Annotated in this window: 36 protein-coding genes and 1 pseudogene; all 37 read right to left on the bottom strand. The window is 68.2% G+C overall.

Annotated features, from left to right (window positions below; genetic code table 11):
* A pseudogene (locus tag BH719_RS10045) lies at window positions 1–282 on the bottom strand (hypothetical protein); the annotation flags it as partial.
* Complete coding sequence (locus BH719_RS04415; RefSeq protein WP_009743563.1) at window positions 279–1,028, bottom strand: ROK family protein; 750 nt, start codon at window positions 1,026–1,028, stop codon at window positions 279–281. The gene BH719_RS04415 and the pseudogene BH719_RS10045, both read right to left, overlap by 4 nt.
* 93 nt (window positions 1,029–1,121) lie before the next feature.
* Window positions 1,122–1,715: a 50S ribosomal protein L17 gene (gene rplQ, locus BH719_RS04420; protein ID WP_009743564.1), complete on the bottom strand. Its 594-nt coding sequence runs from the start codon at window positions 1,713–1,715 to the stop codon at window positions 1,122–1,124.
* Between the two features lie 38 nt (window positions 1,716–1,753).
* Complete coding sequence (locus tag BH719_RS04425; protein WP_009743565.1) at window positions 1,754–2,749, bottom strand: DNA-directed RNA polymerase subunit alpha; 996 nt, start codon at window positions 2,747–2,749, stop codon at window positions 1,754–1,756.
* 133 nt (window positions 2,750–2,882) lie between these two features.
* Entirely contained in the window at window positions 2,883–3,290 is a 408-nt protein-coding gene (rpsK, locus tag BH719_RS04430; protein ID WP_009743566.1) for a 30S ribosomal protein S11, read from the bottom strand.
* A gap of 53 nt (window positions 3,291–3,343) precedes the next feature.
* Window positions 3,344–3,718 (bottom strand): 30S ribosomal protein S13, encoded by a 375-nt coding sequence (rpsM, locus tag BH719_RS04435; RefSeq protein ID WP_005872704.1) that lies wholly within the window; start codon window positions 3,716–3,718, stop codon window positions 3,344–3,346.
* 148 nt (window positions 3,719–3,866) lie between these two features.
* Window positions 3,867–3,980 (bottom strand): 50S ribosomal protein L36, encoded by a 114-nt coding sequence (gene rpmJ, locus BH719_RS04440; RefSeq protein ID WP_003790577.1) that lies wholly within the window; start codon window positions 3,978–3,980, stop codon window positions 3,867–3,869.
* Between the two features lie 39 nt (window positions 3,981–4,019).
* Window positions 4,020–4,241, bottom strand: coding sequence for a translation initiation factor IF-1 (gene infA, locus BH719_RS04445; RefSeq protein ID WP_003790580.1), 222 nt, complete (start codon window positions 4,239–4,241; stop codon window positions 4,020–4,022).
* 190 nt (window positions 4,242–4,431) lie between these two features.
* The gene (locus BH719_RS04450; RefSeq protein ID WP_009743567.1) at window positions 4,432–5,352 is read right to left on the bottom strand and encodes a type I methionyl aminopeptidase; all 921 of its coding nucleotides are present in this window, start codon (window positions 5,350–5,352) and stop codon (window positions 4,432–4,434) included.
* Window positions 5,352–5,930 carry an adenylate kinase gene (locus BH719_RS04455; protein ID WP_009743568.1) on the bottom strand — a complete coding sequence of 193 codons (579 nt, stop codon included), beginning with the start codon at window positions 5,928–5,930 and terminating at the stop codon, window positions 5,352–5,354. The genes BH719_RS04450 and BH719_RS04455 overlap by 1 nt, the downstream gene beginning before the upstream one ends.
* Complete coding sequence (gene secY / locus BH719_RS04460; protein ID WP_009743569.1) at window positions 5,927–7,219, bottom strand: preprotein translocase subunit SecY; 1,293 nt, start codon at window positions 7,217–7,219, stop codon at window positions 5,927–5,929. The genes BH719_RS04455 and secY overlap by 4 nt, the downstream gene beginning before the upstream one ends.
* Window positions 7,220–7,406: 187 nt before the next feature.
* Entirely contained in the window at window positions 7,407–7,874 is a 468-nt protein-coding gene (gene rplO, locus BH719_RS04465; protein ID WP_009743570.1) for a 50S ribosomal protein L15, read from the bottom strand.
* A gap of 2 nt (window positions 7,875–7,876) precedes the next feature.
* Entirely contained in the window at window positions 7,877–8,062 is a 186-nt protein-coding gene (gene rpmD, locus BH719_RS04470) for a 50S ribosomal protein L30 (RefSeq protein WP_009743571.1), read from the bottom strand.
* Window positions 8,062–8,742 carry a 30S ribosomal protein S5 gene (rpsE, locus tag BH719_RS04475; RefSeq protein WP_009743572.1) on the bottom strand — a complete coding sequence of 227 codons (681 nt, stop codon included), beginning with the start codon at window positions 8,740–8,742 and terminating at the stop codon, window positions 8,062–8,064. Before rpsE ends, rpmD begins: the two co-directional genes overlap by 1 nt.
* Before the next feature lie 28 nt (window positions 8,743–8,770).
* Window positions 8,771–9,142, bottom strand: a complete 372-nt coding sequence (rplR, locus tag BH719_RS04480; protein WP_034255247.1) for a 50S ribosomal protein L18 — start codon at window positions 9,140–9,142, stop codon at window positions 8,771–8,773.
* Window positions 9,142–9,684 carry a 50S ribosomal protein L6 gene (gene rplF / locus BH719_RS04485; RefSeq protein WP_009743574.1) on the bottom strand — a complete coding sequence of 181 codons (543 nt, stop codon included), beginning with the start codon at window positions 9,682–9,684 and terminating at the stop codon, window positions 9,142–9,144. The genes rplR and rplF overlap by 1 nt, the downstream gene beginning before the upstream one ends.
* Before the next feature lie 15 nt (window positions 9,685–9,699).
* A complete protein-coding gene (gene rpsH / locus BH719_RS04490; RefSeq protein WP_009743575.1) occupies window positions 9,700–10,098 on the bottom strand; it encodes a 30S ribosomal protein S8 in 399 nt (132 codons plus the stop codon).
* A 62-nt stretch (window positions 10,099–10,160) separates the two neighbouring features.
* Window positions 10,161–10,346 carry a type Z 30S ribosomal protein S14 gene (locus BH719_RS04495; RefSeq protein WP_005872735.1) on the bottom strand — a complete coding sequence of 62 codons (186 nt, stop codon included), beginning with the start codon at window positions 10,344–10,346 and terminating at the stop codon, window positions 10,161–10,163.
* 3 nt (window positions 10,347–10,349) lie between these two features.
* Window positions 10,350–10,895, bottom strand: a complete 546-nt coding sequence (rplE, locus tag BH719_RS04500; RefSeq protein ID WP_009743576.1) for a 50S ribosomal protein L5 — start codon at window positions 10,893–10,895, stop codon at window positions 10,350–10,352.
* A 2-nt stretch (window positions 10,896–10,897) separates the two neighbouring features.
* A complete protein-coding gene (gene rplX / locus BH719_RS04505; protein ID WP_009743577.1) occupies window positions 10,898–11,332 on the bottom strand; it encodes a 50S ribosomal protein L24 in 435 nt (144 codons plus the stop codon).
* Window positions 11,333–11,335: 3 nt separating this feature from the next.
* Window positions 11,336–11,704, bottom strand: coding sequence for a 50S ribosomal protein L14 (gene rplN / locus BH719_RS04510; RefSeq protein ID WP_005872718.1), 369 nt, complete (start codon window positions 11,702–11,704; stop codon window positions 11,336–11,338).
* Between the two features lie 88 nt (window positions 11,705–11,792).
* Complete coding sequence (gene rpsQ / locus BH719_RS04515; protein WP_005872739.1) at window positions 11,793–12,059, bottom strand: 30S ribosomal protein S17; 267 nt, start codon at window positions 12,057–12,059, stop codon at window positions 11,793–11,795.
* Between the two features lie 5 nt (window positions 12,060–12,064).
* Window positions 12,065–12,298 (bottom strand): 50S ribosomal protein L29, encoded by a 234-nt coding sequence (gene rpmC, locus BH719_RS04520; protein ID WP_009743578.1) that lies wholly within the window; start codon window positions 12,296–12,298, stop codon window positions 12,065–12,067.
* Window positions 12,298–12,717 carry a 50S ribosomal protein L16 gene (gene rplP, locus BH719_RS04525; RefSeq protein WP_005872726.1) on the bottom strand — a complete coding sequence of 140 codons (420 nt, stop codon included), beginning with the start codon at window positions 12,715–12,717 and terminating at the stop codon, window positions 12,298–12,300. Before rplP ends, rpmC begins: the two co-directional genes overlap by 1 nt.
* Before the next feature lie 5 nt (window positions 12,718–12,722).
* The gene (rpsC, locus tag BH719_RS04530) at window positions 12,723–13,535 is read right to left on the bottom strand and encodes a 30S ribosomal protein S3 (RefSeq protein ID WP_005872746.1); all 813 of its coding nucleotides are present in this window, start codon (window positions 13,533–13,535) and stop codon (window positions 12,723–12,725) included.
* 1 nt (window position 13,536) lies between these two features.
* On the bottom strand, window positions 13,537–13,908 hold the full coding sequence (gene rplV / locus BH719_RS04535) for a 50S ribosomal protein L22 (protein ID WP_005872716.1): 372 nt from the start codon (window positions 13,906–13,908) through the stop codon (window positions 13,537–13,539).
* 28 nt (window positions 13,909–13,936) lie between these two features.
* Window positions 13,937–14,218: a 30S ribosomal protein S19 gene (gene rpsS, locus BH719_RS04540; RefSeq protein WP_005872744.1), complete on the bottom strand. Its 282-nt coding sequence runs from the start codon at window positions 14,216–14,218 to the stop codon at window positions 13,937–13,939.
* A gap of 16 nt (window positions 14,219–14,234) precedes the next feature.
* On the bottom strand, window positions 14,235–15,071 hold the full coding sequence (gene rplB, locus BH719_RS04545) for a 50S ribosomal protein L2 (RefSeq protein WP_009743579.1): 837 nt from the start codon (window positions 15,069–15,071) through the stop codon (window positions 14,235–14,237).
* Between the two features lie 23 nt (window positions 15,072–15,094).
* On the bottom strand, window positions 15,095–15,400 hold the full coding sequence (gene rplW, locus BH719_RS04550) for a 50S ribosomal protein L23 (protein WP_009743580.1): 306 nt from the start codon (window positions 15,398–15,400) through the stop codon (window positions 15,095–15,097).
* A complete protein-coding gene (rplD, locus tag BH719_RS04555; protein WP_034219241.1) occupies window positions 15,397–16,041 on the bottom strand; it encodes a 50S ribosomal protein L4 in 645 nt (214 codons plus the stop codon). Before rplD ends, rplW begins: the two co-directional genes overlap by 4 nt.
* 2 nt (window positions 16,042–16,043) lie before the next feature.
* Window positions 16,044–16,709 carry a 50S ribosomal protein L3 gene (gene rplC, locus BH719_RS04560; RefSeq protein ID WP_009743582.1) on the bottom strand — a complete coding sequence of 222 codons (666 nt, stop codon included), beginning with the start codon at window positions 16,707–16,709 and terminating at the stop codon, window positions 16,044–16,046.
* An 11-nt stretch (window positions 16,710–16,720) separates the two neighbouring features.
* Window positions 16,721–17,029, bottom strand: a complete 309-nt coding sequence (rpsJ, locus tag BH719_RS04565; RefSeq protein ID WP_005872737.1) for a 30S ribosomal protein S10 — start codon at window positions 17,027–17,029, stop codon at window positions 16,721–16,723.
* 478 nt (window positions 17,030–17,507) lie between these two features.
* Window positions 17,508–18,695 carry an elongation factor Tu gene (gene tuf, locus BH719_RS04570; protein ID WP_009743583.1) on the bottom strand — a complete coding sequence of 396 codons (1,188 nt, stop codon included), beginning with the start codon at window positions 18,693–18,695 and terminating at the stop codon, window positions 17,508–17,510.
* Between the two features lie 160 nt (window positions 18,696–18,855).
* Window positions 18,856–20,979: an elongation factor G gene (gene fusA, locus BH719_RS04575; protein WP_009743584.1), complete on the bottom strand. Its 2,124-nt coding sequence runs from the start codon at window positions 20,977–20,979 to the stop codon at window positions 18,856–18,858.
* 86 nt (window positions 20,980–21,065) lie between these two features.
* Complete coding sequence (rpsG, locus tag BH719_RS04580) at window positions 21,066–21,536, bottom strand: 30S ribosomal protein S7 (RefSeq protein ID WP_005869073.1); 471 nt, start codon at window positions 21,534–21,536, stop codon at window positions 21,066–21,068.
* On the bottom strand, window positions 21,536–21,910 hold the full coding sequence (gene rpsL / locus BH719_RS04585; protein ID WP_009743585.1) for a 30S ribosomal protein S12: 375 nt from the start codon (window positions 21,908–21,910) through the stop codon (window positions 21,536–21,538). Before rpsL ends, rpsG begins: the two co-directional genes overlap by 1 nt.
* A 667-nt stretch (window positions 21,911–22,577) precedes the next feature.
* Window positions 22,578–25,532: a glycoside hydrolase family 3 N-terminal domain-containing protein gene (locus tag BH719_RS04590; RefSeq protein WP_009743586.1), complete on the bottom strand. Its 2,955-nt coding sequence runs from the start codon at window positions 25,530–25,532 to the stop codon at window positions 22,578–22,580.
* Between the last annotated feature and the right edge of the window lie 230 nt (window positions 25,533–25,762).

A 25,762-nucleotide genomic window follows, 5' to 3' on the forward strand; every position in this document is an offset into this window, starting at 1 on the left:
GGGGGCCGACCGGGGGGCGAGGGCGCGCCACGCGGCCCCGGGCAGGTCCACATGGGCGACCTGGTGCCGGGCGTGCACTCCGGCGTCCGTGCGCCCCGCGACCGTGGTCGCCACCGGTTGGCGCACCAGGGTGGACAGCACGGCCTCGAGCTCGCCCTGGACGGTGCGCAGTCCCGGCTGGGCGGCCCAGCCGTGGAAGCGCGTGCCGTCGTAGGCGAGGTCGATGCGGACCCGCACCCGTTCCTCCCCCGCGGCGGCGGGCGCGGGGGGCGGCGGGCTCACAACTCCCACGCGCGGACCCCGCCGATGATGCCCGCGTCATTGGGGACGATGATGATGTCGTCGCCCATCTTCGCGCGGTTCGCGGCGGTGATCCGTTTCGAGTTGCCGCCCCCCATGTAGAGGCGGTCCCACATGTACATGGCGCGCAGGCCGTCCACGACGCGCCGCACCCGCCGTGACCAGTGCGTGTCGCCCAGGCGCAGCCGCTCGTGCTCGCCGATGTAGTCGTCGTAGGTGAGCCCCCAGCGCACGAAGCCCTGGGACACCTCGACGTGGGGCGCCAGCACCCCGCCGTCGAAGACCGCGTTGCCCAGGCCCGTGCCCAGGGTGATGATCATCTCGAGGCCGCGCCCGGTGACCGCCCCCGCCCCCGCGACCTCCGCGTCGTTGAGGACCTTCGTCGGCAGGGACAGGGCGGCCGCGATGGCGCGCCCCATGTCGAAGTGGTCCCACTGCTCGACGAGTTCGGGCAGCACCCTGGACCTGGGCCCGTCCTTGGTGATGTAGTGCGGCGTCGCGACGACGACGCCGTGGCGGATCATGCCGGGCATTCCCATGGTGACCCGGGTGGCGCGGGGCAGGCCCGCTGCCAGGTCGCACACCGTTCGGACGAGGAGTCCGGGGGGCAGCGGGTAGGGCGTGGGGACCCGCCGGGCGGGGGCCACCATGGTCCCCTTCTCATCGACGACGGATCCTTTGATGCCTCCGCCTCCGCAGTCGATCGCCAGAGTCATTTCATGGGACATGCTCCAAGGCTACCGGCCCGGCGCCGATATGCGAAGGCCCGGGCGCCGCGGCGCCCGGGCCCCACGCGGGTCAGCGGCCCGCGCCGGGGGTTCTCACTCCTCCTCGGCGACCTGCTCGGCGGCGTCGGCCGCCGTGCCGGCCTCGACGGCGATGCGCTCGGCCTCCTCGGCCTTCGCCGCGTCGCCCTCCTCGCGCGCTTCTTCGGCGCGCTCGGCGGCGGCACCAGCCGCTTCCCCGGCCTCCTTCGCGACCTCCGCGGCTGCGGCCTTCTCGGCGGCCTTGGCGGCAGTGCGCTCGGCGGAGGAGACGACGGCCTTCTTCTCGACCTTCTCCATGACGAGCTCGATGCGCATCAGGGGGGCGTTGTCGCCCTTGCGGTTGCCGACTCGGACGAGGCGGGTGTAGCCGCCCCGGCGCTCGGGGTCCATCGCGGGCACGATCTCGTCGAAGAGCGTGTAGACGGCGTCCTTGGAGGGGACCTTCTTGAGGACCGTGCGCCGGGCGTGCATGTCCCCGCGCTTGGCCTTGGTGATGAGCTTCTCCATGTAGGGGCGCAGGACCTTGGCCTTGGCCTCGGTGGTGGTCACAGCGCGGTGCTCGATGAGCTGCTTGGCCAGGTTGGACAGGATCAGCTTCTGGTGTGCCGGGCTTCCGCCCAGGCGGGCACCCTTCTTGGGGGTGGGCATGTTGTCTCCTACGGATTGAATGCGTCCAACGGACGCGGTCAGCTGGACTGGTCGTCCGAAAAGATCGACGGCGAATCGCCCTCGCCGAAGCTCGGCATGACCGAGTCCTTCAGCGTCATCCCGAGGGTGGCCAGGGATTCCTTGATCTCCTCGATCGACTTGGTGCCGAAGTTGCGGATGTCGAGCAGGTCGGCCTCGGAGTGGGCGACCAGTTCGCCGACGGTGAGGATGCCGCGACGGCGCAGGGCGTTGTAGGAACGCGACTGCAGGTTGAGGTTCTCAATGGGCAGGGCCAGGTCGGCGGCCAGGGTGGCGTCGGTGGTGGAGGGGCCCACCTCGATGCCCTCGGCCTCCTCGTTGAGCTCGCGCATGAGGCCGAAGAGCTCGACCAGCGTCTTGCCCGCCGAGGCGATGGCGTCGCGCGGGGTGATCGCGGGCTTGGTCTCCACGTCGATGACGAGGCGGTCGAAGTCGGTGCGCTGCTCGACGCGCGTCGCCTCGACCTTGTAGGTCACCTTGACGACCGGCGAGTAGATCGAGTCGATCGGGATGCGCGAGATCTCGGCCTGCGGATCCTTGTTCTGGGCGGCGGAGACGTAGCCGCGGCCGCGCTCGACGGTCAGTTCGATCTCCAGCTTGCCCTTCTCGTTGAGGGTGGCCAGGTGGAGGTCGGGGTTGTGGATCTCGACCCCGGCGGGCGGCGTGATGTCGCCCGCGACGACCGGGCCGGGGCCGGCCTTGCGCAGGTACATCACGACGGGCTCGTCGTTCTCCGAGGAGAGCACGATCTGCTTGATGTTGAGGATGATCTCGGCGACATCCTCCTTCACCCCTTCGATCGTGCGGAACTCGTGGGGAACCCCGTCGATGCGGATGGAGGTGACCGCGGCGCCCGGGATCGAGGACAGCAGGGTACGGCGCAGCGAGTTGCCGAGCGTGTACCCGAAGCCGGGCTCGAGGGGCTCCAGCGTGAAACGGGAGCGCAGGTCGCTGACCTTTTCTTCGGTCAGGATGGGTCGCTCTGCAATGAGCACGTCTTGTTCCTTTCTTACCGGTGCCCGCTATATGACACCGGAACTGGTTTCCCGCAGGCGCGGGACAGGGAGGGTGGATGCGCGCGCATCCAGACGTGGGGACCGCCCCTTGGGGCGTCCCGGCGGGTCGCGCTCAGCCGCGGCGGCGCTTGGGGGGACGGGTGCCGTTGAAGGCCTGGGGCGTGACGTCCTGGATCGAGCCGATCTCGAGGCCGGCCGCCTGCAGGGAGCGGATCGCGGTCTCGCGGCCGGAGCCGGGGCCCTTGACGAAGACGTCGACCTTCTTCATGCCGTGCTCCTGGGCGCGGCGCGCTGCCGCCTCGGCGGCGAGCTGGGCGGCGAAGGGCGTCGACTTGCGGGAGCCCTTGAAGCCGACCTGGCCGGAGGACGCCCAGGCGACGACGGCGCCCGTGGGGTCCGTGAGGGAGACGATGGTGTTGTTGAACGTCGACTTGATGTAGGCGTGGCCGTGGGTGACGTTCTTGGAGATCTTGCGGCGCGGCTTGCGCCCCGCGCCGGAGCGGGCGTTCTTGGTTGCCATTGTGGTTCAGTTCCTTCTAGTCGCGGAATCATCCACCCGGGGGTGGCGGCGCCTTACTTGGCCTTCTTCTTGCCTGCAACGGTGCGCTTGGGGCCCTTGCGGGTGCGCGCGTTGGTCTTGGTGCGCTGGCCGTGGACGGGCAGGCCCCGGCGGTGGCGCAGGCCCTGGTAGGAGCCGATCTCGATCTTGCGACGGATGTCGGCCTGAACCTCGCGGCGGAGGTCGCCCTCAACCTTGAAGTTGGCTTCGATGTAGTCACGGAGCTTGACGAGTTCCTCTTCCGTCGCGTCCTTGACGCGGGTGTCCGGGCTGACGCCGGTGGCGGCGAGGGTCTCGGCGGCGCGGGTGCGGCCGACTCCGTAGATGTAGGTGAGCGCGATCTCGAGCCGCTTCTCGCGGGGGAGGTCGACGCCGGCGATACGTGCCATTGCTGTGGTGCTCCAGTTGTTCCTCGGAGGTCGTCACCGCCCGGTCCGGGCGAGCGGCCCGGCCCCGGCCTCCGAACCGGGGGTCGCCCCGCGCGGGGCGCTTAGAGCGGTGCTGTGGGGCGTGGCGCCCCGCGGGTCGCAGCGGGCCTCAGCCCTGGCGCTGCTTGTGCCTGGGGTTGTCGCAGATGACCATGACGTTGCCGTGGCGACGAATCACCTTGCACTTGTCACAGATCTTCTTGACACTCGGCTTGACCTTCATGGTTGTTACCTCCACTGCCCTCGGGCAGTCAGTGTCGTGTCACTTGTAGCGGTAGACGATACGGCCCCGGGAGAGGTCGTAGGGGCTGAGCTCGACGACGACTCGGTCCTCGGGCAGGATGCGGATGTAGTGCTGGCGCATCTTCCCCGCGATGTGGCCGAGGACCACGTGGCCGTTCTTGAGCTCCACCCGGAACATGGCATTGGGCAGGGCCTCGACGACCGTGCCCTCCATCTCGATGACGCCGTCTTTCTTTGCCATATCCTCCGTCTGTCCTCTACATGTCTCGGATAGGGTGCGGCGGATGCCGCTGGGCGGGCGCGGCGGCACCCGTCGGATGCGACACGCCCAAGCGTCCACCTTACGGCATCGGCGCCGTGATCTGGTAGTCGACCGCCTGTCGACTACCTCACGTTAATTCGCTCACATTCTATCCGGAGCGGGCCCGGCGTCAGTCGAGGCTGATGGGCGCCACGCCGTAGGGGGCCAGCCCCGCCGCTCCGCCGTCGCGGGCGGTGAGCACGCACACGCCCCCTTCGGCGATCGCGATCGTGTGCTCCCAGTGGGCCGCGTCCCCGCCGTCCTCGGTGCGCACCGTCCACCCGTCGTCCTCGGTGCGCGTGGCGATGCCCCCGCTGACCAGCATCGGCTCGACGGCCAGCACCATGCCCTTCTTGAGGCGCGGGCTGCGGCCGCGGGCGTTGAAGTTGAGCACCTCGGGCTCCATGTGCATCTTCGTGCCGATGCCGTGGCCCGTGTACTCCTCGATGATCCCGGCCTCCCAGCCGAGTTCCCGGGCGCGCGCGGCGACGACGTCCTCCACTGCCGCGCCCACCGCGCTCACCCGCCTTCCGGTGGCGAGCGCCGCCAGCGCCGCCCACAGGCACTCCCGGGTCACGGTGTCCAGCTCACGGCGGCGCCGCAGCGCCGCGCTCTCCGGGTCCTGCCCGCCGCCCGCCGGTTCCGCGGCCGCGCGCTCCCCCGCCGCGAAGGCCGCGTCGTCGATCCACGGGTCGGACACGACCACCGAGAACGCCGCGTCCCCGTGCCACTGCCTGCCCCGCCGCGTCAACCAGGCGCCGCAGTCGAAGCTCACGAGGTCGCCCGCGCGCAGCCGGTAGCCGCCGGGGATCCCGTGCACGACGACGTCGTTGACCGAGACGCACACGGTCGCGGGGTAGTCGTAGTAGCCCAGGAAGTTCGAGGCCGCCCCGGCCGCGGCTATCGCGTCGGAGCTGACGGCGTCCAGCTCCGCGGTGGTCACGCCCGGGCGCACCGCCTCGCGCAGCTTCTCGTGGATGCCCGCCACGACGAGGCCGGCCTCGCGCATGAAGCGGAGCTCCTGGGCGGTCTTGAGCTCGATCCGCCCCATCAGCGCCGCGCCACGGAGTCCAGGACTGTGTTGATGCGGGCGGTGACCTCGTCGATGGTGCCCTTGCCGTCGACGGCCTCCAACAGGTCCTGGTCGACGTAGTAGGTGGCCACGGGCTCCGTCTGCTGGCGGTAGACCTCGAGGCGGCGGCGCATCACGGGCTCCGTGTCGTCCGAGCGGTGCTGCTCCTGGGCGCGCTTGAGCATGCGGGCCACGACCTCGTCCTCGTCGACCTGGATCTCGACGACCACGTCGATCTGCTTGCCCAGGTCGAGCAGCATGTCCCGCAGCGTGTGCGCCTGCTCGACGCTGCGCGGGTAGCCGTCCAGCAGGAAGCCGTCGGCGGTGTCGGGGGCGGCCAGGCGCGCCCGGACCATCGTGTTGGTCACCGAGTCCGGCACGAACTCGCCGCGGTCCATGTACGCCTTCGCCTGTTTGCCGATCTCGGTGCCCTCCGCCATGTTCGCGCGGAAGATGTCGCCCGTCGAGATGGCCGGGATGGAGAGGCGCTGCGCGATGCGCGCGGCCTGCGTCCCCTTCCCGGCTCCGGGGGGGCCGAGCAGAATGACAACGGTCATAGGAGGAACCCTTCGTAGTGGTGCTGCTGCAGTTGCGTGTTGATCTCCTTGACGGTCTGCAGGCCGACGCCGATGATGATCAGCAGGGTCGTTCCGCCGAACGGCATGTCGCCGCTGGCCAGGTTGAGCGGGATGATCAGCAACGACGGCAGCAGCGCGATGATCACCAGGTAGACCGCCCCTGCCGAGGTGATGCGGTTGATGACGTAGCGCAGGTACTCCGCGGTCGGGCGGCCCGCCCGGTAGCCCGGGATGAAGCCGCCGTAGCGCTTCATGTTGTCGGCGACCTCGTCGGGGTTGAAGGTGATGGCCGTGTAGAAGAACGCGAAGAACAGCGTCATGAGGGCGTACAGCGCCAGGTAGAAGCCTGAGGACTGCGTGAAGTGGCCGGAGATCCACTGCACCCAGCCGTCCGTCGGCTGGCCGAACTGGGCGACCATCGGCGGCAGCGCCAGGATCGAGGAGGCAAAGATGACGGGGATGACGCCCGACATGTTGATCTTGAGGGGGATGTAGGTGGTCGTGCCGCCGTACTGGCGCCGCCCGACCATCCGTTTGGCGTACTGGACGGGGATGCGGCGCTGGGCCTGCTCGACGTAGACGACCGCGAGTGCGACGACGAGCAGCAGCACGAGGATCACCAGGACCGAGCCCCACTTGCCCGCGCGCCCGATGCCGAGCATCTGCGAGGGGAGCCGGGCGGCGATGGAGGTGAAGATCAGCAGGGACATGCCGTTGCCGATGCCCCTCTCGGTGACGAGCTCGCCGAGCCACATGATGACGCCCGTGCCCGCCATCATGACGACGATCATCATGAGGAAGGTCAGCACCGAGCGGTCCTTGATGACCTCCTGGTTGCAGCCCGCGAAGAGCTGCCCGGAGCGGGCGAGGGAGATCGTGGTCGTGGACTGGAGGACGCCCAGGAAGATCGTGAGGTAGCGGGTGTACTGGGTGAGCTTGGCCTGCCCGGACTGGCCCTCCTTGTGGAGGTCGTCGAAGCGCGGGATCACGACCCGCAGCAACTGGATGATGATCGAAGCGGTGATGTACGGCATGATGCCGAGGGCGAAGACCGACAACTGGAGCAGGGCACCGCCGGAGAAGATGTTCACCAGGTCGAGCAGCGACGCCTCGTTCTGCTGGGCGATGCACGCCTGGATGGCCGTCGAGTTGACTCCGGGCGTCGGGATGAACGATCCCAGGCGGAACACGGCCATGATGAACAGCGTGAACAGCAGTTTCCGACGAAGGTCGGGGGTACGGAACGCCTGTGCGAATGCACTGAGCAAGGCTTCCTCCTACGGTGATGGGCGTGCGGGCGCGATGCCCGAGACTCGGACAGCTTACCCGACAGGGGTCGGGAAGCGCGAGATCCGAGCACGAGAGCTGGTAACAATGTGGTCCGCCCGTGCGCGTTCGCGCTGGTCGGGCAGACGGAACGGGGGCGATCCGGACTCCGGACCGCCCCCGTCGGCTTCAGCGCGCGGAAATGGTCCCGCCCGCTGCTGTGATCTTCGCCTCGGCCGATGACGACCAGGAGTCGGCCTCGACCTCGAGTTTCACGCTCAACTCGCCTCCGCCCAGGACCTTCACGGGCGCGGAGTCCCGGACCGCGTGCTTGGCGATCAGGTCCTCGACCGTCACCTTGCCGCCCTCGGGGAAGAGCTCCCCGAGCTTGCCGACGTTGACGACCTGGTACTCGACCCGGAACGGGTTCTTGAAGCCGCGGAGCTTGGGCAGGCGCATGTGGATCGGCATCTGCCCGCCCTCGAAACCGGCCGCGACCTGGTAGCGGGCCTTCGTGCCCTTGGTGCCGCGGCCTGCGGTCTTGCCCTTGGAGCCCTCGCCGCGGCCCACACGGGTCTTGGCGGTCTTGGCGCCGGGCGCGGGGCGCAGGTGGTGCAGCTTGACGATCTGCGCGTCCTTCTTCGTGGAGTCCGCCATTGTCAGTCGACCTCCTCAGCGGTCACCAGGTGGCGCACGGTGCGGATGGCGCCCAGAACGGCGTCCGACTCCTCGCGCACGACACTCTGGCCGATCTTGCGCAGCCCGAGGGTGCGCAGCGTGTCCTTCATGTTCTGCCTGGAGTGGGCAGACGACTTCACCTGTGTGATTTTGATCTTCTTCGCCATCACTTGGCCTCCCCTGCAACGGCGCTGGCGTTCTCCGCCGCCTCCTTGGCCGCCCGCTTGTCGGCCTCGCCCTCCGCGCGGGCGCGGAGCATCGAGGCGGGCGCGACGCGCTCGAGGGGCAGGCCGCGGCGGGCCGCGACGGCCTCGGGCTGCTCGAGCCGCTTGAGGGCATCAACGGTCGCGTGCACGATGTTGATGGCGTTGGAGGAGCCAAGGGACTTGGTGAGCACGTCGTGGACGCCGGCCGCCTCCAGGACGGCGCGCACCGGGCCGCCGGCGATGACGCCGGTGCCGGGGGCGGCGGGGCGCAGCAGGACGATGCCCGCGGTGTCGCGCCCCTCGACCAGGTGGGTGATGGTCCGCCGGATCATCGGGACGCGGAAGAAGTTCTTCTTCGCCTCCTCGACGCCCTTCGAGATGGCCTGGGGGACCTCCTTGGCCTTCCCGTAGCCGACGCCCACTGTGCCCTCGCCGTCGCCGACCACGACCAGGGCCGTGAAGGAGAAGCGGCGCCCGCCCTTGACGACCTTGGAGACGCGGTTGATCGTGACGACGCGCTCGATGTACTCGTTCTTGTTCTCGTTGTTGCGGCGCCCGTCGCGGTCCGAACGACCCGAGCGGCGCTCACGGCGGTCGCCGTCGCCGGCCTGACCGTTCCTGTCTCGCTGCTGTGCAGCCATCAGATGATCTCTCTTTCTTTCGGCCCGTTCACAGCTCGAGTCCGCCCTCGCGGGCGGCCTCGGCGACGGCCGCGACACGGCCGAAGTACTTGTTGCCACCGCGGTCGAAGACGACGGCGCTGATCCCCGCGGCCTTCGCGCGCTCGGCGACGGCCGCGCCGACCTTGCGGGCCCGCTCGGTCTTGGTGCCACCGGCAGCGGCGATATCGGCCTCGATGTCCGAGGCGGACACCAGGGTGTGGCCGATGGTGTCGTCGATCACCTGCACCACCATATGGCGGTTGGAGCGGGTGACGACCATGCGGGGGCGCTCGGGCGTGCCGTTGATCTTCTTGCGGAGGCGCAGGTGGCGGCGCTTGCGCGCGACGGCCTTGCCCTTGCCCTTGATCGAGTAAGCCATCACTTACCAGCCTTTCCGACCTTGCGACGGATGGTCTCGCCCACGTAGTGGATGCCCTTGCCCTTGTAGGGCTCCGGCTTCTTCAACTTGCGGATGCGGGCGGCGGTCTCGCCGACGAGCTGCTTGTCGATGCCGGACACCGTGAACAGCGTCTGGGACCTCGGCTCGATCGTGAACTCGATGCCGTCGGGCGGGGTGACGGTGATCGTGTGCGAGAAGCCGAGGGAGAACTCGAGGTCCTTGCCCTTGGCCACGACGCGGTAGCCGGTGCCGGTGATCTCCAGCTGCTTCTTGTAGCCCTCGGTGACGCCGATGATCATGTTGGCGATCAGGGTGCGGGACAGCCCGTGCAGCGAGCGCGCGGTGCGCTCGTCGTTGGGACGGGACACGACGACCTGGCCGCCGTCCACCTTCGCGGTGATCGGCTCGGCCACGACGTGGCTGAGGGTGCCCTTGGGCCCCTTGACCGTCACCTTCTGGCCGTCGATCGCGACGTCGACGCCCGCGGGGATTGCGATGGGGTTCTTACCAATTCGCGACATTGTTCAGCCTCCTCCTCACCAGACGTAGGCGAGGACTTCCCCGCCCACGCCCTTCTCGGCCGCCTGGCGGTCGGTGAGCAGGCCGGAGGACGTGGACAGGATCGCCACGCCCAGGCCGCCGCGGACCTTGGGCAGGTTGGTGGACTTGGCGTACACGCGCAGACCGGGCTTGGAAACGCGCTGCAGGCCCTGGATGGCGGCCTCGCGGTGCGAGCCGTACTTCAGGGAGATCGTCAGGGTCTTGCCCACCCGGGCGTCCTCGACGGCGGTCGAGGCGATGTAGCCCTCCTCGACCAGGATGTCCGCGATCGCGTTCTTGAGCTTCGAGTACGGCATGGAGACCGAGTCGTGGTGCGCGCGGTTCGCGTTGCGCAGACGCGTGAGCATGTCTGCGATCGGGTCTGTCATTGTCATGGGGTTGTACTCCCCTTCCTCGTCGCGGTTTCTCCGGCGCACCGGGACCTGCGACGTTCGTATTACCAGCTGCTCTTGGTGACGCCGGGCAGCTCGCCGCGCAGGGCGAGCTCGCGCAGGCACACGCGGCACAGTCCGAACTTGCGGTACACCGAGTGCGGACGACCGCAACGGTTGCACCTGGTGTAGGCGCGCACGCCGAACTTCGGCTTGCGCGCGGCCTTGACCTTGAGGGACGTCTTGGCCATGGGTCAGTCCTCCTTGAACGGGAAGCCGAGGTGGCGGAGCAGAGCGCGCCCCTCCTCGTCGGTGGTGGCCGAGGTGACAACCGTGATATCCATGCCGCGCACCCGGTCGATCGAGTCCTGGTCGATCTCGTGGAACATCGACTGCTCCGTGAGGCCGAAGGTGTAGTTGCCGTGCCCGTCGAACTGCTTGGGCGAGAGCCCGCGGAAGTCGCGGATACGGGGCAGTGCCGTCGCGAGGAGCCGGTCGAGGAACTCCCACATGCGGTCGCCGCGCAGGGTCACGTGCGCGCCGATAGCCTGGCCCTCGCGCAGCTTGAACTGGGCGATGGACTTCTTGGCGCGGGTCGTCACGGGCTTCTGCCCCGTGATCGCGGTGAGGTCGCGGATCGCGCCCTCCAGCGCCTTGGAATCGCGCGCGGCCTCGCCGACGCCCATGTTGACGACGATCTTCTTCAGCCCACCGACCTGCATGATGTTCTCGTGCTTGAACTCGGCGCGCAGAGCCTCACGGATCTCGGAGGCGTACTTCTCTTTCAGACGCGGGGCCATGCTCAGATCTCCTTGCCCTGCTCGATACCGCGCTTGGCGCCGCCGCGGGTCACGCGGACGCGGACCGTGCGGGTGCGGCCGTCGCGCTCGACGGTGTCCTCGCGGAAACCGACGCGCACGCGCTTCTTGGTGTCGGGGTCGACCAGGGCGACCTTCGACAGGGAGATCGGCGCCTCGACGGTCTCAATGCCGCCGGCCGAGCCCTGCGTCTGCCCCTGGCGGACGTGGCGCGTCTTGAGGTTGACGCCCTCGACCAGGACCTTCTGCTCGGCGGGGAACACCTTGATGACGCGCCCCTGCTTGCCCTTGTCGCCGGGCTTGAGGGGCTCGAGCCCCTCGGCGGCGCGGCGCTCGTTGCGCTTGGCCAGGGCCTTCTCGTCGGAGGTGCGTCCTCGGACGACCTCCACCAGGTCGCCCTTGCGGATCTTCGCGGCCATGGATCAGATCACCTCCTGTGCGAGGGAGACGATGCGCATGAACTTCTTATCGCGCAGCTCCCGGCCCACGGGGCCGAAGATGCGGGTTCCGCGCGGATCGCCGTTGTTGTTGATGATGACGGCCGCGTTCTCGTCGAAGCGGATGTAGGAACCGTCGGGGCGGCGGATCTCCTTGCGCGTGCGCACGACCACCGCCTTGACGACCTCGCCCTTCTTGACGTTGCCGCCGGGGATGGCGTCCTTCACGGTTGCGACGATCGTGTCGCCGATGCCCGCGTAGCGCCGACCCGAGCCGCCGAGAACACGGATGGTCAGGATCTCCTTGGCCCCTGTGTTGTCGGCGACCTTCAGTCGCGACTCCTGCTGGATCATTTTCTATTGACTCCTGTCGTCGTGCCGGTTCTCTCCCGGTTGTGGCCGGTCGAGCCTTGCCGAACGGATTTCGGTCTGTGAGCGAAGGTCACTTCGCCTTTTCGAGGATCTCCACGACGCGCCAGCGCTTGGTGGCCGACAGCGGACGGGTCTCCATGATGAGGACGAGATCGCCGACACCGCACTCGTTGTGCTCGTCGTGAACCTTGACCTTGGTGTTCTTGCGCATGACCTTGCCGTAGAGGGCGTGCTTGACGCGGTCCTCGATTCGCACGACAACGGTCTTGTCCATCTTGTCGCTGACGACGTAGCCGCGACGGACCTTTCGCTCATTGCGAGCGGTGGTTTCTGCCATCAGGCTCACTCCTCAGTGCTAGGGGCGGTGCGGTAGCCGAGCTCCCGCTCACGCGCGATGGTGTAGATGCGGGCGATGTCCCGGCGCACGGTCTTCATGCGCCCGTGGTCCTCCAGGTTGCCGACGGCCTGCGCGAAACGCAGGTTGAACAGCTCGGCCTTCGCCTTCTCGAGCTCCTTGGACAGCTGCGCGTCGTCCATCGCATCGAGGTCAGCGGTGGTCAAACCCTTTTCTGCCATCAGATGTCACCACCCTCACGAACCACGAAGCGGCTCTTGATCGGAAGCTTGTGCTGCGCGCGGCTGAGGGCCTCGCGGGCGAGTTCCTCGGGGACGCCGGACAGCTCGAACAGGATTCGTCCCGGCTTGACGGGGGCGACCCACCACTCGGGGGCGCCCTTGCCCGAGCCCATGCGGGTCTCGGCGGGCTTCTTGGTCAACGGGCGGTCCGGGAAGATGTTGATCCAGACCTTGCCGCCGCGCTTGATGTGGCGGGTCACGGCGATACGCGCCGCCTCGATCTGGCGGTTGGTGATGTACGCGCCCTCCAGTGCCTGGATGCCGTAGTCTCCGAACGCCAGTTCGGTGCCGCCCGTGGCGAAGCCGGTGCGGTGCGGGCGGTGCTGCTTGCGGTACTTAGTCCGACGGGGAATGAGCATCGGGCTCAGGCCTCCGATCCGGTCTTGGTCGCAGCGGCGCCGGGGGCCTCGGCCTCCCGGGGGGCCTGCTGCGAAGCGGTCTCCTGGTTGGGGCGGCCACCGCGGCGGGGGCCTCCGCGACGGCCGTCGCGGCGACCGCCGCGGCCGCCCTGCTCGGCCTGCTGGCGCGCGAACTCGCGCTCGGTGATGTCGCCCTTGTAGATCCACACCTTGACGCCGATGCGACCGAAGGTCGTGCGGGCCTCGTGGAATCCGTAGTCGATGTTGGCGCGCAGGGTGTGCAGGGGCACGCGGCCCTCGCGGTAGAACTCCGAGCGGCTCATCTCGGCGCCGCCCAGGCGGCCCGAGACCTGCACGCGGATGCCCTTGGCGCCGGCGCGCTGGGCGGACTGGATGCCCTTGCGCATGGCGCGGCGGAACGAGACGCGGGCAGCCAGCTGCTCGGCGATGCCCTGGGCGACCAGCTGCGCGTCGAGGTCGGGGTTCTTGACCTCGAGGATGTTGAGCTGGACCTGCTTGCCGGTCAGCTTCTCCAGCGACTGGCGCAGGCGGTCGGCCTCCGCGCCGCGGCGCCCGATGACGATGCCCGGGCGGGCGGTGTGCAGATCGACGCGCACGCGGTCGCGGGTGCGCTCGATGTCGACCTTGGCGATTCCGGCGCGCTCGAGGTTGTCGGTGAGCGCCTTGCGGATGGCGACGTCCTCGGCGACGTAGTCCGAGTAGCGCTGCCCCTTGGTGGTGGAGTCGGAGAACCAGCGGGACCGGTGGTCGGTGGTGATTCCCAGACGGAACCCGGTGGGGTTGACCTTCTGGCCCATCTCAGCGGTCTCCCTTCTTCTTGTCTTCCTTGGTCCCCACCACGATGGTGATGTGGGATGTGCGCTTGAGGATGCGTCCCGCGCGCCCCTGGGCGCGGGGGCGGATCCGCTTCATGGTCGGCCCCTCGTCCACGTACGCCTCCAGCACCAGCAGGTCCGCCTCGTTGAAGGTCTCGCCGGCGTTCTCGGCCTTGACCCGGGAGTTGGCGATGGCGCTCATGAGCACCTTGCGGACATCGGTGGCGACGGCCTGCGGGGCGAACCGCAGAATGTCGGCGGCCTCCAGCGCTCGCTTGCCGCGAACCTCGTTCACGACTCGGCGGGACTTCTGGGGCGTGACGCGGATGTAGCGCGCCTGCGCCTTGGCTTCCATGTATCTGCCTCTTCTTCCTCGGGCCGGCTCAGCGCCGACGTCCCTTGCGGTCGTCCTTGTCGTGGCTGCGGAAAGTGCGCGTGGGAGCGAACTCGCCCAGCTTGTGGCCCACCATCGACTCGGTGACGAAAACGGGCACGTGCTTGCGGCCGTCGTGGACGGCGATGGTCAGGCCCAGGAAGTCCGGGGTGATGACCGAGCGGCGCGACCAGGTCTTGATGACGGCCTTAGAACCGGACTCGTTCGCGGCGTCGACCTTCTTGAGCAGGTGGTCGTCGACGAACGGGCCCTTCTTCAAACTACGCGGCATTTCAATCGACTCCTACTCAGCGGTTCTTGCCGGTCTTGCGGCGGCGGACGATCAGGCGGTCCGACGCCTTCTTCGGACGGCGGGTGCGGCCCTCGGGCTTGCCCCACGGCGACACCGGGTGGCGTCCACCGGAGGTGCGGCCCTCGCCGCCGCCGTGCGGGTGGTCCACCGGGTTCATGACGACGCCGCGCACGTGCGGGCGCTTGCCCTTCCAGCGCATACGGCCGGCCTTGCCCCAGTTGATGTTCGACTGCTCGGCGTTGCCGACCTCGCCGATGGTGGCGCGGCAGGTGGCCTCGACGTTGCGGATCTCGCCCGAGGGCATGCGCAGCTGGGCGAAGCGCCCTTCCTTGGCGACCAGCTGGACGGAGGTTCCGGCGCTCCGGGCGATCTTGGCGCCGCCGCCGGGGTAGAGCTCGACGGCGTGCACGACGGTGCCCAGGGGGATGTTGCGCAGCTGCAGGCTGTTGCCGGGCTTGATGTCGGCCGACGGCCCGGCCTCGATGCGGTCGCCCTGCTTGAGGCCGGCGGGGGCCAGGATGTAGCGCTTGGTGCCGTCGGCGTAATGCAGCAGCGCGATGCGGGCGGTGCGGTTGGGGTCGTACTCGATGTGCGCGACCTTCGCCGGCACGCCGTCCTTGTCGGACCGGCGGAAGTCGATGACCCGGTACTGGCGCTTGTGGCCGCCGCCGCGGTGGCGCGAGGTCACACGGCCGCTGTTGTTACGGCCGCCGGTCTTGTGCAGGGGGCGCACCAGCGACTTCTCGGGGGTGTCCCGGGTGATCTCGACGAAGTCGGAGACGCTGGAGAAGCGCCGACCCGGAGTCGTGGGCTTGTAATTGCGGATTCCCATGTTTCTCAGTCCTTCTCCGGTTCTCAGGCCTGATCGCCGAAGATGTCGATGGTGCCCTCGCGCACGGTGACGATGGCACGCTTGACGTCCTTGCGCTTACCGATCCCGCCTCGGGTGCGGTAGGTCTTGCCCTTGCGGTTCTGGGTGGCGATGGAACCGATCTTCACGCCGAAGATGCGCTCGATGGCGATCTTGATCTCGGTCTTGTTCGCGCGGGGGTCGACCTCGAAGGTGTACTTGCCCTGGTCCATCAGGGCCAGCGACTTCTCCGTGGTGACGGGCTTGAAGATGATGTCGCGGGGGTTCTTACCCGGTTCGATCGTGCTCACTTGGTCTCCTCCTTGGTGCCGAGGAAGGACTCCAGGGCGGCCTGGGTGAACACGATGTCGTCGGCGTCCAGGACGTCGTAGGTGTTCAACTGGTCGACCCACAGGACGTGGACCTCGGGGACGTTGCGCAGGGACAGCGCGGTCAGCTGGTCGCCGCGCTCGAGGACGACGAGCGCCTGGCGGTCGTCGACGATGGCGCGCAGCGAGGCCAGCGCGGCCTTCGTGGAGGGCTTGTCACCCTCGAAGAGCGCGGTGACGACGTGGATGCGGTCGGCGCGGGCGCGGTCGGACAGGGCCGAGCGCAGGGCGCCGCGCTTCATCTTCTTGGGGGTGCGCTGCTCGTAGTCGCGGGGCTTGGGGCCGTGGACGACGCCGCCGCCGGTGAACTGGGGGGCGCGGATGGAGCCCTGGCGGGCGTTGCCGGTGCCCTTCTGGCGGAACGGCTTCCTACCGCCGCCGGAGACCTGCCCGCGGGTCTTCGTGGAGTGGGTGCCCTGGCGGGCGGCGGCCAGCTGGGCCACGACGACCTGGTGCATGAGCGGAATGTTGGTGGGGACGTCGAAGATCTCGGCGGGGAGGTCGACGGTGGCGGCCTTCTTGCCCTCGAGGTCGAGGACGTCGACGGAGCGAACCTCAGACATGATCACGCACCCTTCACAGCGGAGCGAACCAGGACGACGCCGTTCTTGGGGCCGGGGATGGCGCCACTGATGAGCAGCAGGCCCTTCTCGGTGTCGACGGCCTGGATACGCAGGTTCTGGACAGTACGGCGGTTGCCGCCCATGCGGCCGGCCATGCGCAGGCCCTTGAAGATGCGGCCGGGGGTGGCGCACGCGCCGATGGAACCCGGCTTGCGGTGGTTGCGGTGGGCACCGTGGGAGGCGGAGACGCCGGCGAAGCCGTGGCGCTTCATCACACCCGCGAAGCCCTTGCCCTTGGTGTTGCCGGAGACGTCCACGCTCTGGCCCGCCTCGAAGGTGGAGGCGTCGAGCTCCTGGCCGACCTCGTAGGAGTCGTGCTCGGAGGTGCGCACCTCGGCGAGGTGGCGGCGGGGGGCGACGCCAGCCTTGGCGAAGTGGCCCTGCAGGGGCTTGGTGACCTTGCGGGGGTCGATCTCGCCGAAACCAAGCTGGATGGCGGAGTAGCCGTCGACCTCCTCGGTGCGTACCTGGGTGACGACGTTGGTGCCGACCTGCACGACAGTCAGGGGCACGAGGCGGCCGTCGGCGTCCCAGACCTGGGTCATGCCGATCTTGCGGCCGAGCAGCGCCTGGATCGGCGCGGCAGCGTGCTGCTTTTTGTTAGTCATTGCAGAAGTCCTCAGAGCTTGATCTCGATGTTGACGTCCGCGGGCAGATCGATGCGCATGAGCGAGTCGACGGCCTTGGGAGTCGGGTCGATGATGTCGATGAGCCGCTTGTGCGTGCGCATTTCAAAGTGCTCGCGGCTGTCCTTGTACTTGTGGGGCGACCGGATAACGACGAAAACGTTCTTCTCGGTCGGCAGCGGCACCGGGCCCACGACTGTGGCGCCCGCACGCTGTACGGTCTCCACGATCTTGCGCGCGGAGCTGTCGATGACCTCGTGGTCATACGACTTGAGCCGGATGCGGATCTTCTGTCCCGCCATGCCGTCCTACCTCTTCTCGTACAGATTCGGCGCCGGTACACGCACCCGGGCGTGTCGCACGGGTCATTCCGCGGGGGGCCGCGGCTGTCCGGCGTCGTGTCCAAAGATCTTGGGCATAATGCCCGGTCCGGGCGCGATGGCGCGCGCGGACCACCCCAGAGTCGCTGGGGCAACCGTGCCATTCTGTCAGAGTTCCACCCACGAGGACAAACCGTGCTGGCGCTCTCGCATGTGAAACCACCGACAGAGTGGCGCGGCCCGCAAGGCGAACCCCTGCGAACCGCGAACCACTCTACCCCGCACTCGGGCGTGTCGTCAACTGTGATGATTACTGCACAATGTACCCGTCATCTGCGGAAGCACCACGCGCGACCCTAGCGGCCCCGGCTCCCGGGTACGGCACTGCCCCGCCACTGGGTGGCGGGGCAGCGCGAGCCGCTGGTTCAGCGAACAGGATCCGAGTAGACCCGCAGTGGGCTCACTTGAGGATCTCGGTGACCCGGCCGGAGCCGACCGTGCGGCCGCCCTCGCGGATCGCGAAGCCGAGGCCCGGCTCCATGGCGATCGGCTGGATCAGCTCGACGGTGATCTCGGTGGTGTCACCGGGCATGACCATGTCGGTGCCCTCGGGGAGGGTGATGACGCCGGTCACGTCCGTGGTGCGGAAGTAGAACTGCGGGCGGTAGTTCGAGAAGAACGGGTTGTGGCGGCCGCCCTCCTCCTTCTTGAGGATGTAGACCTGGCCCTTGAACTCGGTGTGGGGCGTGATGGAGCCGGGAACGGCCACGACCTGGCCGCGCTCGACCTCGTCGCGCTTGGTGCCGCGCAGCAGCAGGCCGCAGTTCTCGCCGGCCCACGCCTCGTCCATCGACTTGTGGAACATCTCGATGCCGGTGACCGTGGTCTTCTGCGGCTCGCGGATGCCGAGGATCTCGACCTCGGAGTTGATGGGCAGCTTGCCGCGCTCCACACGGCCGGTGACGACGGTGCCGCGACCGGTGATCGTGAAGACGTCCTCGATGGGCATGAGGAAGGGCTTGTCCATGTCGCGCTCGGGCGTGGGGATGTAGGTGTCCACAGCCTCCATGAGCTCTTCGATCTTCTTGGTCCACTCGGGGTCGCCCTCGAGGGCCTTGAGGGCGGAGACCTGGATGATCGGGGCGTCGCGGTCGAAGTCCTGGGACTCCAGCAGGTCGCGGCACTCCTCCTCGACCAGCTCGAGCATCTCCTCGTCGTCGACCATGTCGGCCTTGTTCAGGGCGATGAGGATCGTGGGGACGCCCACCTGGCGGGCGAGCAGGACGTGCTCGCGGGTCTGGGCCATGGGGCCGTCAGTGGCGGCGACGACCAGGATCGCGCCGTCCATCTGGGCGGCGCCCGTGATCATGTTCTTGACGTAATCGGCGTGGCCGGGGGCATCGACGTGCGCGTAGTGGCGCGCCTCGGTCTGGTACTCAACGTGGGAGACGTTGATGGTGATGCCGCGGTCGCGCTCCTCGGGGGCGTTGTCGACCTGGTCGAAGGGGGTGAACTCGTTGAGTTCGGGGTACTTGTCGTGCAGCACCTTCGTGATGGCTGCCGTCAGCGTCGTCTTGCCGTGGTCGACGTGACCGATCGTGCCGATGTTGACGTGCGGCTTGGTGCGCTCAAACTTGGCCTTCGCCACTTGTGTCCTCCTGGACTCGGGTAGATGTTCTCAGCCTACGGCTAGGTGTCACTCTAACACCAAGGGGGCATGAGACCTACTGGGTTTTACTTGTGTGTGAGGCGGCTCGCTTGGGCTGGGTCACTGTGCGCGCCCAGCCCGAAGCGGCCCCCGGTGGGACTCAGTTGCCCCGAGATTTGCCGATGACCTCTTCCGCGACCGCGCGCGGGACCTCGGCGTAGCTGTCGAACTCCATGGAGTAGACGGCACGGCCCTGCGTCTTGGAGCGCAGGTCGCCGACGTAGCCGAACATCTCGGACAGCGGCACCTGCGCCTTGACGACGCGGACGCCGTGCTGCTCGTCCATCGACGAGATCGCGCCGCGGCGGGAGTTGAGGTCGCCGATGACGTCGCCCATGTACTCCTCGGGCGTGCGGACCTCGACGGCCATGATCGGCTCGAGCAGCGTGGGGCTCGCCTTCTTGGCGGCCTCCTTCAGGGCCATGGAGCCGGCCACCTTGAACGCCATCTCAGAGGAGTCGACCTCGTGGTAGGCACCGTCGAGCAGCGTGGCCTTGATGTCCACCATCGGGTAGCCCGCGAGCACGCCCGACTGCATGGCGTCGCGGATGCCGTGGTCGACCGACGGGATGTACTCGCGGGGGACGCGGCCACCGGTGACCTTGTCCTCGAACTCGTACTCCTCCTCGGAACCCGCCGGAAGCGGCTCGAGCGCGATGATGACGCGCGCGAACTGACCGGAGCCGCCGGTCTGCTTCTTGTGCGTGTACTCGTACTTGTCGACCTTCTTGCGGATGGTCTCGCGGTAGGCGACCATCGGGTTGCCGACGTTCGCCTCGACCTTGAACTCGCGGCGCATGCGGTCCACGATGATGTCGAGGTGCAGCTCGCCCATGCCGCCGATGATGGTCTGGCCGGTCTCCGGGTCCAGCTCGACGGTGAAGGTCGGGTCCTCCTCGGCGAGCTTCTGGATGGCCACGCCCATCTTCTCCTGGTCGGCCTTCGACTTGGGCTCGACGGCGACCTGGATGACGGGGGCCGGGAAGGTCATGGACTCCAGGACGATCGGCTTGTCCATGGCGCACAGCGTGTCGCCGGTCGTCGTGTCCTTGAGGCCGATGACGGCGTAGATGTGGCCGGCGTGCGCCTGGTCGACGGGGTTCTCCTTGTTGGAGTGCATCTGGAAGATCTTCCCGATGCGCTCCTTCTTGCCCTTCGTCGAATTCATCACCTGGGCGCCGGCGTCGACCTTGCCCGAGTAGACGCGCACGAAGGTGAGCTTGCCGTAGAACGGGTGGGCCGCGATCTTGAAGGCCAGGGCCGCGAAGGGCTCGGACTCGGAGGGCTTGCGGGACTCCGTCTCCTCCTCGGTGTCGCTTCCGGGCTTGAAGCCGCGGACCTCGCCGATGTCGAGGGGGGACGGCAGGAAGTCGATGACCGCGTCGAGCACGGGCTGGACGCCCATGTTGCGCAGCGCCGTGCCGCAGTAGACGGGGAAGGCCCGGCCGGCGACCGTCAGGGCGCGGATGCCCTCCTTGATCTGCTCGACGGTCAGCTCGCCGTTCTCCAGGTAGAGCTCGGTGAGCTCGTCAGTGCCCTCGGCGGCGGCCTCGACGAGCGCCTCGCGGTACTCCTCCGCCTTCTCCTGGTACTCCTCGGGGATCGGGCCGCGCACGACCAGGGCGCCGAGGGTGTCATTGCCCTTGTCGTCCTTGGCCGGGTAGGTCAGGGCCTCCATGGTGACGAGGTCGATGTTCCCGACGAAATCGGACTCGGCGCCCATGGGCAGCTGCATGACGATGGGGGTCGCGTGGAGGCGGTCCTTGATGGTGGAGACCGAGAAGTAGAAGTCGGCGCCCATCTTGTCCATCTTGTTGATGAAGCAGATGCGGGGGACCTCGTACTTGTCGGCCTGGCGCCACACGGTCTCGGACTGGGGCTCAACGCCCTCCTTGCCGTCGAAGACCGCGACGGCGCCGTCCAGGACGCGCAGGGAGCGCTCCACCTCGACCGTGAAGTCGACGTGGCCGGGGGTGTCGATGATGTTGATCTGGTTGCCGTTCCAGAAGGAGGTGACGGCGGCAGAGGTGATCGTGATGCCGCGCTCCTTCTCCTGTTCCATCCAGTCGGTCGTCGAGGCGCCGTCGTGCGTCTCGCCGATCTTGTAGTTGATGCCCGTGTAGAACAGGATTCGCTCCGTCACGGTCGTCTTGCCGGCATCGATGTGAGCCATGATGCCAATGTTGCGGACCTTCTTGAGATCCGTCAGCACCTCTAGTGCCACGAGTGCAGTTCCTTCGTTCGAAGTTATGGGTGACGATGGCGCTGGCGCCAGCGACGGGGCCGGTCAGCTCCGGCCCCGTCGGTGGTTCACCAGCGGTAGTGCGCGAACGCGCGGTTGGACTCGGCCATCTTGTGCATGTCCTCGCGGCGCTTGACAGCGGCCCCCAGGCCGTTGGAGGCGTCGAGGATCTCGTTGGCGAGGCGCTCGGTCATGGTCTTCTCGCGGCGCTGCCGGGAGAAGTCGACCAGCCAGCGCAGGGCGAGCGTCGTGGCGCGGGCGGGGCGGACCTCGACGGGGACCTGGTAGGTGGCGCCGCCGACGCGGCGGGAGCGGACCTCCAGGGCGGGGCGGATGTTGTCGAGGGCGCGCTTGAGCACGGAGACGGGCTCCTGCTCGGTGCGCTCGCGCACGGACTCGAGCGCGCCGTAGACGATGCGCTCGGCGACGGTCTTCTTCCCGTCGAGCAGGACGCGGTTCACCAGCTGGGTGACCACCTTGGAGCCGTAAACCGGGTCGTCGACCAGGGGGCGCTTGGGAGCGGGGCCTTTACGGGGCATTACTTCTTCTCCTTCTTCGCGCCGTAGCGGGAGCGGGCCTGCTGGCGGCCGCGCACGCCCTGGGTGTCCAGCGAACCGCGGACGATGCGGTAGCGCACGCCCGGGAGGTCCCTGACGCGGCCACCGCGCACGAGCACGATCGAGTGCTCCTGCAGGTTGTGGCCCTCGCCGGGGATGTAGGCGGTGACCTCGACGCCCGACGACAGGCGCACGCGGGCGACCTTTCGCAGGGCCGAGTTCGGCTTCTTGGGGGTGGTCGTGTACACGCGGGTGCACACGCCGCGGCGCTGGGGCGACCCCTTGAGCGCGCGGGTCTTCACCTTCGCGCGCTTCGACACACGCCCCTTGCGGACGAGCTGCTGAATGGTAGGCACTGGGACTCCAGTTTCTTTCCGTCGGAGGCCCCTTGGCGGGGCACTGGTGGTGAGTCTGCCGCGACTACGATCCCCCCTTCGGGCGCACGGAAGTCCGTCAGGGGCCGGTGCGCCATGATGACGGGGCCGTGGCCGGGTCAGAGGATGACGCCCGGAGCTCCGACGGACGGAGCCCGCTGCCAGCGCGGGGCCGGCACAGGGAACCCGCAGGCGCGGGAACCGCCCTCTAGGATACGGCGCTGGCCGCTTACCCGTCAAAGGTTCTCCGTGTGCTCTCGCCCTCAGCGCACGAGGCGGGGGCCGGGCTGCGGGGTCCGGGTTCGTGCCGCGGGTAATACCAGTTCCCGCCGTCGCTGAGGCGGGCTCAGTGACGAGTTGGTCCGAAATGCGTCTGGGTTCGACGGTTTTGGCCAGATCCGGGCGGAATCGGGCAGACTCAGACGCGTTTTGGACCACCAAACGGACCACAACGCCCAGAACGGAACGCAATACCCATAACAGGGATCAGGGCGGAATGCGCGGGGCCCGCGGGCTTGCGCCCGCGGGCCCCGGGTTCTCGCATTGGGGCAGGCAACGGGGCATTGGGGCAGGCAATCCGCCTGCCCCAATGCGTGGTTCCCTACCCCAACAGGCGGTTACCTACCCCAATGCGGCCGCTGCGGGTCGCCTACTCGGCGCCACCGCCTCGCGTCCCGTCCCCGTCGTCCGTGTCGCGGGTGGGCGGCGCGGACTCCGGTCCTACTGCAGCGCGCGCCCGGTAGCGGCGGAGGGCCACCACCTCCAGGCCCAGCAGCGCCAGGATCAGCGCTCCGGCGACCACCCACGTGATGTACTCCCACGTGTTGCGCTCCACCTCGGGCTGCCCGTTCTCGTACATCCACGAGTTCGCCACCGTGTAGAGGATGTTGTGCGAGGCGCGGCGCATCTGGGCCAGCCCCGCATCGGACTGGGTGTTGACCTTCGCGATGTCGATGTCGAGCGTGGCGAGCATGAAGTCGCCGCCGTTGCGCACGATCTGGTCGGCGTTCTGGTAGCCGTACCCGGCGAAGTAGTCGGTGAGGACCATGCCCTGGAACCCCCATTCCTCGCGCAGCACCGTGTTGAGCAACTCCGGGTGGGCGCCGGCGTAGGTGGTGCCGATGTAGTTGAAGGCGCTCATCACGGCGTGCGCCCCGCCCTGCTTGACGCCGATCTCGAAGGGCCTCAGGTACACCTCGCGCAGGGCCTGCTCGTTCGTCCAGGTCGACAGCATGTGCGTGCGGTTGGTCTCCTGGTCGTTGAGGGCGAAGTGCTTGATGAAGGCGTACACGCCCTTGGCCTGGGCGCCCTGGATCTCCTCGGCGACCTGCGCTCCGGCCAGCAGCGGGTCCTCCGAGAAGTACTCGAAGTTGCGGCCCGCGTAGGCGTAGCGGTGGGTGTTCGTCGCGGGCGCGTACCAGCCCGAGACCTGCATGTCGTGCGCCATGGTGCCGATGGCGTCGCCGAAGGAGCGCGCCAGCTCCTTGTTGAAGGTCGCCGCGACCGACACGGCCGACGGCAGGCCGATGGACCCCACGCCCGTGAAGTTGTTGTTCAACGAGGCGGGGCCGTCCACGTCGGAAACGCGCAGTTTGCCCACCGACGACACCGCCGGGGAGCCGTAGCCGCCCTTGGAGATCAGGGAGTTCATGTCATCGACCGAGAGCTGGTCGAGCAACTGGTCCCACTTCGGGTCGTCGTAGGCGAGCCCGTGCAGGTCCCCCAGCACCAGGCCGTTGCGGGCGTCCGTCGTCGGACGGCGCACCGACAGGCCCGCCTCGTCGGAGTCAGGGTCGTAGTTCGACGTGGCCAGGAACGCGGCCTTGTGCTCGGCGGACATCTCGAAGCCGGTGGGGGCGGCCGTCGCCTCGGCGAGGTTGGCGAAGTGCCCGGCGCGCGACAGGTACGCGACATCGCCGGCGGCGTCATCGAAGTGGTTCGTCGCGACGACGAGGTCGCCGTCGTGGGTGTCCTCCGCGGAGTCGTAGACGGTGGTCTCCGCCACAGGGAACGACTGCTCGGACAGGATCTCATGGGAGTTCGAGCGGATCGAGATCCGGTAGTCGCCCGCCTCGAGGACGTAGGCCTTGGCGTCCTTGGCGTCGTAGGAGGCCAGGGAGTCCCGCGACCACGTCACCGGGACGGTCTGCGACTCGCCGGGCTGGAGCAGCTTCGTCTTCTCGTAGGCGATCAGGTTCGCCGCCGGCTTCTCAATGCCGCCGTCGGTGTAGGGCGGGTTCGAGTAGACCTGGACGACGTCCTTGCCCGCGACCTGGCCGGTGTTCGTCACCGTCACCTCTGCGCTCAGCACCCCGTCGGCGCTCTCCCGCAGCTCCGACATCTCCTGGGTGAAACTCGTGTAGGACAGGCCGTGGCCGAAGGGGTAGACGACTTCGCTCGCGTACTCGATGACGCCCTCAGCGGCGGCGGTCTCGTACCAGCGGTAGCCCACGTAGATGGAGTCCGTGTAGTTGACGAACGAAGGCTGGGTGAACGTGCCCTTGTTGAAGGGGTCCTCCTGGGCGAACTCAGTCATGTTCGTGTACTGGAAGTCGCCGAAGTTGTTGGCGGCGGGGCCCGCCTTGATGATCCGGGGGAAGGTGTCGGGGGTCTTGGCCGACGGGTTGACCTCGCCGTCCAGGATGCGGCCCAGGGCGTTGAAGCCCACCTGCCCGCCCGGGATCGCCCAGACGATCGCGTCGATATCCGGGTCGTCCTGCAGCTCGCCGAGCTGGAAGGCGTTCGCGGCGTTGACGACGACGATGGTCTTCTCAGAGTTCTGCTTGGCCAGCGCGATCATGTCCCGCTCGGGGCGGGTGAGCTCCAAGTAGCCCTGCCCGTCCTGGAAGTCCGTGTACTCGGTGGAGTTGTCCGTGTACGAGAAATAGGGGTTCTCGCGGGCCTCCTTGTTGACGTCGCGGGGCAGGTCGAAGCCCTCGCCGCCGCTGCGGGCGATGGCGACGACCGAGGTGTCGGAGAAGGTCCTCACGCCGCTGAGCAGGTCGTCGGAGTACATGTCCTGGGTCGGCTCGGGCAGCGACCAGTCGGCCTTGAACATGCCGACCTCGGGGCGCTCGGCGCGGTAGCCGGTGTACAGCGCCGACAGGTCGGAGTTCGTCGAGAAGCCCGCGTTCGCCAGGCCGTCCAGCAGGGAGGTCGTCGGGTTGTCGGCGGACAGGGATCCCGAGCCCGTCCCGCCGTAGATGGGGTTCGTCGAGCCCCACCCCCACACGTTGACCGCGGACCCCTTCTGCAGGGGCAGCGCGCCGTCCGTGTTCTTCAGCAGGACCATCCCCTCGTCGGAGATGTCGTTGCCCAGCCCCTCCACCTGGGCCTTCGAGGCGTCGGTGAGGGCCCCCTTCCCGGAGGCGAGGTCGAGGACGGTGCGGAAGCCGCCGTACATCATCGACACGACGGCGACGACGACGGCCACGAAGGCGGCGACCCACACGGTCGACCGCGTGAGTTTGCGCGCGGGACGGTTCATTCTGATGACGGCGATGGAGACGACGACGGCGAGCGCCAGCGCGACGCCGATGACGATCAAGGGGATCTTGATCGTCTCAACCATCTTCCACACGTCATCCCAGTTGATGGAAAGCATGTCAGGTGTTCCTCTTTCAGGCTCCACGGCACTATGGCAGGAAATGGGAAGCGCCTCGTCATCGCGGCCCCGCCCGGGCGGTGTCACCGTCGACGTGGATCAACGACCGGGCGACCGGGTGCCGAAACCCTCCACCACCCATTGAAGCGCCCGCGCGCCACGGATCCAACGATCAGCCACAATCTGTAACCAGAGGCGCACAATCTGCCTCCGGCGCAGCCGCCGGAGGG

This window comes from Pauljensenia hongkongensis, assembly GCF_001746855.1.
Classification (GTDB): Bacteria; Actinomycetota; Actinomycetes; order Actinomycetales; family Actinomycetaceae; genus Pauljensenia; species Pauljensenia hongkongensis.